Origin of the sequence: Herbaspirillum lusitanum P6-12, assembly GCF_000256565.1 — a bacterium.
In the GTDB taxonomy this organism is placed as follows: domain Bacteria; phylum Pseudomonadota; class Gammaproteobacteria; order Burkholderiales; family Burkholderiaceae_D; genus Herbaspirillum; species Herbaspirillum lusitanum.
This window is the reverse complement of the sequence record NZ_AJHH01000612.1, coordinates 1-6,810: the sequence shown is the minus strand read 5'-3', so window position 1 is coordinate 6,810 and position 6,810 is coordinate 1. Positions and strand designations below refer to the sequence as shown.

Here is a 6,810-nt window from a genome sequence, read left to right as displayed (position 1 = left end):
AAAAAAAAAAAAAAAAAAAAAAAACCTTTTCCCATATTTCCAAATCCATGCTTGTTGCGGCGCACCCAGCATGGCCGGAAATGCTTGAAAACCGCCCTGTAAACGTTGCCGCCCAGGAAAAAACGCCGCCTGAATTATTCAGCGCGGCGTTCTTCAAGGCGGACGGTGAAATTACTTAGAACTGCTCCCAATCCGACTCGCTGTCCGGCGTCCTGGGCACTACCAATTTCGGCGTGCTTCGAGGTTGCAGCGCTGTCGTGCGCGGCGTGACGTCGATGGCGCGTTTGGCGACGGTCGCCGTCTTTTTCACATCGCTCACGGCACGCACTTGCGCCTGACCGATATTGAACACGCTGACCACTTCCGACAAGGTGGCGGCCTGGTCCTGCAGCGATTGCGCGGCGGCGGCGGCTTCCTCCACCAGCGCGGCGTTCTGTTGCGTGACCTCGTCCATCTGGGCGATGGCCTGGTTGACCTGCTCGATGCCGGCGCTCTGCTCCTGGCTGGCCGAACTGATTTCGCCGACGATGTCGGTCACGCGCCTGACGCTGGCGACCACCTCCGCCATCGTCGCGCCGGCCTGCTCGACCAGCCGGCTGCCGGAGTCGACCTTGCCGACCGAATCGTCGATCAGGGTCTTGATTTCCTTGGCGGCGGCGGCGGAGCGCTGCGCCAGGCTGCGCACTTCGGAGGCGACCACGGCGAAGCCGCGACCCTGCTCGCCGGCGCGCGCTGCTTCCACCGCGGCATTCAAGGCCAGGATATTGGTCTGGAAGGCGATACCGTCGATGACGCTGATGATATCGACGATCTTGCGCGAGGAGTCATTGATCGCGCCCATGGTGTCGACCACCTGGCCGACCACGCTGCCGCCCTGGATCGCCACGGCCGATGCCGATTCCGCCAGTTGATTGGCCTGGCGCGCATTGTCGGCGTTCTGCTTGACGGTCGAGGTCAGTTCTTCCATCGACGAGGCGGTTTCTTCCAGCGAACTGGCCTGTTCTTCCGTGCGCGACGACAGGTCGAGATTACCGCTGGCGATCTGGGTCGACGCCGTAGCGATGGTGTCGGTCCCGGTGCGCACCTGCGACACGATGTTCAGCAGACTGTCGTTCATGGCCTTGAGCGCGCCCATCAATTGTCCGGTTTCGTCGCGCGACTGGACCTCGATGCGCGCGGTCAGGTCGCCGGCGGCGACGCGCTGGGCGATGCCGACGGCGCTTGTCAGGGGACGCGACACAATTGCCGCAACCCAAAATGCCAGCAGCAATCCCAGCGCCACGCTGATGCACAGGATCACCACAATCCAGATGCGTGCCGCTTCATAGGTGCTGGAGGCGGTCTGGTCGGCGATGGCGCTGCCGGCTTCGTTGATGCCGCTGAGGCGATCGAGCTGCTCGGTCATCGCCAGGTAGAGCTTGGTCGAGTCGCCGCGAATCAGCAGGCGCGCCTCGTCGTTGAGACCGCCGCGTGCAAGCATCACGATTTTCTGGTTTTCCGCCAGATAGGCTGCGAGGTTCTTCTTGAATTCGGGATAGACGATCTTCTCGTCCGGCTCCGAAATCAGCGGCGCATAAATGCTGTCGAATTTTTTCAGCTGGGCCAGTTGCCCCTCGATCGATTTCTCATAGAGTGAGAAATCCGCTTCGTTGTCGGATTGGATGTGCTGCAGTTCGGCGACGCGGATGCGGCTCAGCGCGGTCTTCATTTGCAGCGCGGCGCGCATTGCCGGCAGCCAGTTGGTGCTGATGTCGGTGGAGGCTTGATTGACGCGCGCAATCTGAGCGATCGAGAAGGCGCCGAGAAGCGTGGTCAATAGCAGTACCGCCACAAACGACAGCAACAGTTTGTGGGCGATTTTCAAGTTGTAAAACCATTTCATGAGATGCTCTTTGGGATCAAGGAAGTGCGGTTGCCGCGTCCCCGTGATGATGTGGGGGCGTGGAAGAAAGCAGAAGACAGCGTCGGGGCTATGGTTGCCCCTGTGGCGTTGGTGGCTTGCCGGCGGTGTTGAAGAACTGCTTGCCGGCTTCCGTATGTGATTTTCATTGCGATATTTTTTTTATTGCGTCACTGTCGGAACAGTGGCGCTGTGAAGCTTGAATGCACGGTGAAACTTGATTCTTTACGGCAACGCGCGCGATTTCTTGAGCGCTCTTTGTTACTCTTCACAATTTCACTGACCAATTTCGCCCGCATGCCCCTGCCCACTCATCCGGCCCGACGATGGCTGCAACTGCTCGTCTTTATCCTGTTCGTCGCTATCGTTGCCGCTGCCGGCGCCGCCGAACTGCACCAGTATCGTTATCAACAAATCAATATCAACACTTGCACCGTCGACCCGCAGCAAGACTCCCTGCGCATGTACTGGAAGGATCCGGCCGGCAAGGTGTTCGGCACCTTCTCGGCGCTGCGCAACTGGCTGCGCCCGCAAGGCAAGGACATGGTCTGCGCCACCAACGCCGGCATTTATGACAAGGAGCTCCGGCCGCTAGGGCTGTACGTCGAAGGCGGCGTGACGCTGCGCAAGCTCAACACGCGGCGCGATGCCTACGGCAATTTCTATTTGCAGCCCAACGGCGTCTTCATCGTCGAAGAAGGTCGCGCGCGCATCGTCGATACCGCCACGGTCGACGGCGACCGCGAGCGCTGGCTGTCGCAGGCGGTGTACGCGACGCAATCGGGGCCGCTGATGCTGCGCAACGGCGAGATCAACGCGGCTTTCGATCCGGGCTCGATCAACCTGTTCGTGCGCAACGCCGTGTGCATCGATCCGGCACAGAAAGTCATCCTCGCCATCGCCAGGAATCCGATCAGCTTCCATGATTTCGCGCTGTTCCTGCGCGACCGCTTGCGTTGCGTCGACGCGCTCTACCTCGACGGCAACATCTCGCGCATGTATCCCTCGCTGGAGGCCGATCTCGGGCCGGCGTTCGGGGCCATCATTGCGGTGGTGAAAACAGCAGACAAGTAGAGCGCTTGCAAATGCGCATATCGACATGCGAAATCCTTCGTTCTCCCACGCCAGGCGATATGTGACCATCGCGCCTTGCCCGCCTCGCCCATTCAGGGCGCCAGGCAATCTACCTATCCTCGGGAGAAAAAATGCGTCGCTGGTCGGTTTCCGTATTATTCGTTTTACTGGCGCTGGGCGCCAATGCCGTGTCGGCACAGGACAAGCAAAAGATCAAGGTAGGCGTCTCGGTCGGCAACGCCGAGCAGACTTTTGAAGTGGTCAAGAAAGTCGCCGCGCGCGATGGCCTCGATATCCAGATCGTCACCTTCAGCGACTACCTGCAGCCCAACGAAGCGCTCAACGCCGGCGACCTCGACGCCAACGCCTTCCAGCACCAGCCCTTCCTCGACAGTCAGATCAAGGCGCGCGGCTACAAACTGACGCCGGTCGGCCTGACCATCACGGCGCCGCTGGGCATCTATTCGAAGAAATACAAATCCGTCGATCAACTGCCGCAAGGCGCCAGCATCGGCATCCAGAACGATCCGTCCAATGGCAACCGCGCCTTGTTGCTGCTGCAAAAATACGGCCTGATCAAACTGAAGCCGGGTGTCGGTGAAAACGGCATCAACGCGACTCCGCTCGACGTGATCGAGAATCCGAAGAAACTGAAACTGATCGAGCTCGACGCTGCGCAGTTGCCGCGCTCGCTCGACGACCTGGCCGCGGCATCGATCAACAACGATTACGCGGTCAAGGCCGGCCTGTCCCTGCAACGCGACACCATCGCGGTGGAAGACGCCAAGGGGCGCTACGCCAACCTGATCGTGACGCGCACCGAAGACAAGGACAAGCCATGGGCGAAGAAGCTCGTGAAGGCCTATCAATCGGCGGAAGTGCGCAGTTTCATCGAAAGCGAATTCAAGGGTTCGCTGGTGCCGGCGTTCTGAGGATCTGATCGGCTCAATGGGCGAACATCACAAACCGTTCGCCCATAAAAAAGACCCGCAGACTCTGTGCCGCGGGTCAAAATCCCTTTCAAGAGGGAGGTTGAAGGAACAGTTCAACCATTTTTAGGATTCCCTCTTGCGGACAAAGTTCGCACTTCTTCCAAACCCTTGTCCAATATCTTCAACTTTCGCTGAAGACTGCGCGTGCCGGAGTCATCCGGCATCATCGCGTTCCTGCTTCCCCAATTTGTCAGGGCTTCTTGTCGCCGGTTCCGCCTGCGTCAGCCGGTGGTGGCGCAGCCGGAGTAGCCGGTGCTGCCGGTGGCGGCGCAATCGCCGGCGGAGTTGGCGTTGCCGGCGCGGGGGTCGCGCTCGAATCGGTCGCCGGCGCCGGTGTGGCGGGCGCTTCATCGCGCTTGTTGCAACCGGCCAGAAGAGCCGTGAACATGACTGAAGCTAAGACTGCATGGCGTACTAACATAGTTGCCTCCAAGAGTTGTTGAACACGAATGGGTACGACAGGTCCAGGCAAGTCCCTGCTACCTCCACAAATTTAGATGTTCTCGGATTCAATCGTTCCCGCCCCGTCGCGGTCATCTTGTAGGAGAATTGCGCATCTTTGCGTAAGTATCCGCAACAAAACCTCCCGATAATTTCTTTTCTCACCGCTCATGCGTCCTTGCGCCCCCGTGTTGTTCCACCATTTTTTCTTTTCCGCGCTCCTTACCGCCTGCGGCCTGGCCACGAGCGGGATTGCCTTGGCCGACGTCACTCCGTTGACAAACCGGCAATGCGCAATAATGCAAGAAAACCAAGTATTGAGCGCGGCCAATCCCGTGCCTTGCGAGCGTCTCGTGCTGGTTTCGTTTTCCTATCGCGACTTCGGCGGCAAACTGCATGATGACGGCAGCGTGGTCGTACTCGACGCCGTGGCGCCGCAAGTGCAAGCGATTTTCAATGAACTGCTGGAACGCAAATTCCCGCTGCAGCGGGCGCAGCCGATGGAGGTTTATCACGGCGACGACGAAGTGTCGATGGAGCACAACAACAGTTCAGCCTTCAACGGTCGTCCGATCACCGGCGGCGGCGCCTGGTCCAAGCACGCCTACGGCGTCGCGATCGACATAAATCCCTTGCAGAACCCCTACATCGGCAAGGATGCCGCAGGACAGACCAAGGTGCAGCCATCCGCAGCGAGCGCGTATAGTTCGCGCAAGCTGAGGCCGGGCATGGCGGAGCAAGTGCTGGAAGTCTTCTTCCGGCACGGCTTCCTGGTCTGGGGCGGGTATTGGAAACAGCCGATCGACTATCAGCATTTTGAAATCGGCAGCCGCGATTTCATCGGTCGCCTGGTGACGCTGCCGAAGGATCAGGCGCGCGCCGAATTTGCTTCCTATGCGCAAGGCTATGGCGTGTGCATGCAGCGCAGCGACATCGTCGCCATGCCAAGCCTGGCGACGCGCCGCAAGGCTTGCGCCGGACAGAGCAAGCGCTGAAGCAATGCTTGCCGGGACTACCTGACAGCTACTCCAGCAACACCCGCAGCGCCTCCGCGCGTACCACGCCGTTGCTGTCGCCGCGCACCAGCACATCGGCGCGCTGCCGTAGATAAGTTTTGGCATCCGGCTGTTGCAACAACGGCCGCACCTGACCCAGGGCATCAATCAGCAAGGGTGTCAGCCGGTCGAGCTCGGGGCGAATATCGCGCGCCAGATCGGGCGGATTGGCGAAACGCGCGTGCGCTTCCTGCCGCCATTGCGCATGCAGTGCCGCCTGGATGATTTTCCCCGCATCGAATTGCGCCTGGAAGAAGCGGCGCATGAATGACTTCTCTTGCGTATCCGCAGTCTTCAGCGACGCCGTGAGATCATCGAGGATCTGGCGCTCGCGTGCGGGATCATTGATCGGCGCGCCGGAATTCCACTTCGTCTGCGCCACCTTCACGGCCACGTCGAGACGTTGATCGATCAGGGTCAGCAAACCGTCGATTTTCTGCCGTGCGGCATCGTCCGGCGTAGTCGACATGGATTCACAGCCCGCCAGCAGCAACATCAATACGAAGGCCTGCAACAGTACACTCAGGCGCGCGGCGTAGCGCAATGAATTCATCGCGGTCTCTCAAAAAAATGGGAACCGCCATTGAAACACAATCGCCGCCGCCTTGCCCACTCTTGTCGCCGTGCAATGCGTTGCACGCCCACACCGGGTATATGCGTTTGAGATTTTTCCTATATTGCGCGACACGCTGACCCGGGACAATGCAAGCATCTCTTTCACGCTCCGAGAATGTCATGCAATTCATTTTCCTGATCTGGCCGATCCTGCTGTTGCCGGTTTTTGTGACCTGGCTCACGCGTCCGCGTCCGGTTGCCCCGCTGCCGACACGCTCCTCCGCGTCACGTCGCGCGACTTCCCCCTCGCCCGCCGCACGCAAACCCGCGCAGCAACTCACCGCCGCCGAGCGCCGCCGCAACTCGCCCGCCTATCGCCGCGCCGCCGTCGAAGCTTACGAAACCATGCTGGCGCTGGAGATCGATGACCATGACGAGAATGATTTCAACGCAAGCTCGCCCATCGTGCAGTTACAAGGAAAAGACGCCGCCTCTTCACGCTCGTAAAGCTGTGTAAGTTTCCCCGCACGACGTCAAGAGCGCGAATTTCCTCCCCTATACTGGCTACGCTGGAACAGAACACAGAATTCGTCCGTTCGCTTTTTGTCCGTTAGTTTTTATAGGGGTGACCACATGACCAACACCGTATCGTCGAGCACTGCTGCCGCCAATGTCCACGCGCAACAGCAAGCTGCATCCAAACGCAAATCCACCGTCGACTTCGCCAAGCTGGTCGCCAACGCCGGCGGCGACATCAAGACCGACACCAACACGGCAACCAAACAAACCAACG

Annotated in this window: 7 protein-coding genes; 4 read left to right on the top strand and 3 right to left on the bottom strand. The window is 59.7% G+C overall.

Going from position 1 to position 6,810, the window contains the following annotated elements; all coding sequences use genetic code 11:
- Nucleotides 1-175 precede the first annotated feature (175 nt).
- On the bottom strand, nucleotides 176-1,882 hold the full coding sequence (locus HLUSI_RS0120200) for a methyl-accepting chemotaxis protein (protein WP_016835672.1): 1,707 nt from the start codon (nucleotides 1,880-1,882) through the stop codon (nucleotides 176-178).
- A gap of 315 nt (nucleotides 1,883-2,197) precedes the next feature.
- On the opposite strand from HLUSI_RS0120200, the gene HLUSI_RS0120195 reads away from it, so the two are divergent.
- Both HLUSI_RS0120195 and HLUSI_RS0120190 read left to right on the top strand, forming a co-directional pair.
- A complete protein-coding gene (locus tag HLUSI_RS0120195; RefSeq protein WP_083831006.1) occupies nucleotides 2,198-2,974 on the top strand; it encodes a phosphodiester glycosidase family protein in 777 nt (258 codons plus the stop codon).
- A gap of 131 nt (nucleotides 2,975-3,105) precedes the next feature.
- Complete coding sequence (locus HLUSI_RS0120190) at nucleotides 3,106-3,906, top strand: MetQ/NlpA family ABC transporter substrate-binding protein (protein WP_016835670.1); 801 nt, start codon at nucleotides 3,106-3,108, stop codon at nucleotides 3,904-3,906.
- A gap of 250 nt (nucleotides 3,907-4,156) precedes the next feature.
- On the opposite strand, the gene HLUSI_RS31930 is transcribed toward HLUSI_RS0120190, so the two are convergent.
- Nucleotides 4,157-4,354: a hypothetical protein gene (locus tag HLUSI_RS31930; RefSeq protein ID WP_238534049.1), complete on the bottom strand. Its 198-nt coding sequence runs from the start codon at nucleotides 4,352-4,354 to the stop codon at nucleotides 4,157-4,159.
- Between the two features lie 352 nt (nucleotides 4,355-4,706).
- Between HLUSI_RS31930 and HLUSI_RS0120185 the strand changes: the two genes are divergently transcribed.
- Entirely contained in the window at nucleotides 4,707-5,402 is a 696-nt protein-coding gene (locus HLUSI_RS0120185) for a M15 family metallopeptidase (protein ID WP_016835668.1), read from the top strand.
- A 28-nt stretch (nucleotides 5,403-5,430) separates the two neighbouring features.
- On the opposite strand, the gene aroQ is transcribed toward HLUSI_RS0120185, so the two are convergent.
- Nucleotides 5,431-6,015: a gamma subclass chorismate mutase AroQ gene (gene aroQ, locus HLUSI_RS0120180; RefSeq protein WP_016835667.1), complete on the bottom strand. Its 585-nt coding sequence runs from the start codon at nucleotides 6,013-6,015 to the stop codon at nucleotides 5,431-5,433.
- Nucleotides 6,016-6,197: 182 nt separating this feature from the next.
- Between aroQ and HLUSI_RS0120175 the strand changes: the two genes are divergently transcribed.
- Nucleotides 6,198-6,524 (top strand): hypothetical protein, encoded by a 327-nt coding sequence (locus HLUSI_RS0120175; protein ID WP_016835666.1) that lies wholly within the window; start codon nucleotides 6,198-6,200, stop codon nucleotides 6,522-6,524.
- Nucleotides 6,525-6,810: the final 286 nt, after the last annotated feature.

Excerpts from the sequence above, each read along its gene's own strand:
- HLUSI_RS0120200 (WP_016835672.1), bottom strand. The coding sequence starts at position 1,882 with ATGAAATGGTTTTACAACTTGAAAATCGCCCACAAACTGTTGCTGTCG.
- HLUSI_RS0120195 (WP_083831006.1), top strand. The coding sequence starts at position 2,198 with ATGCCCCTGCCCACTCATCCGGCCCGACGATGGCTGCAACTGCTCGTC.
- HLUSI_RS0120190 (WP_016835670.1), top strand. The coding sequence starts at position 3,106 with ATGCGTCGCTGGTCGGTTTCCGTATTATTCGTTTTACTGGCGCTGGGC.
- HLUSI_RS31930 (WP_238534049.1), bottom strand. The coding sequence starts at position 4,354 with ATGTTCACGGCTCTTCTGGCCGGTTGCAACAAGCGCGATGAAGCGCCC.
- HLUSI_RS0120185 (WP_016835668.1), top strand. The coding sequence starts at position 4,707 with ATGCAAGAAAACCAAGTATTGAGCGCGGCCAATCCCGTGCCTTGCGAG.
- aroQ (WP_016835667.1), bottom strand. The coding sequence starts at position 6,015 with ATGAATTCATTGCGCTACGCCGCGCGCCTGAGTGTACTGTTGCAGGCC.
- HLUSI_RS0120175 (WP_016835666.1), top strand. The coding sequence starts at position 6,198 with ATGCAATTCATTTTCCTGATCTGGCCGATCCTGCTGTTGCCGGTTTTT.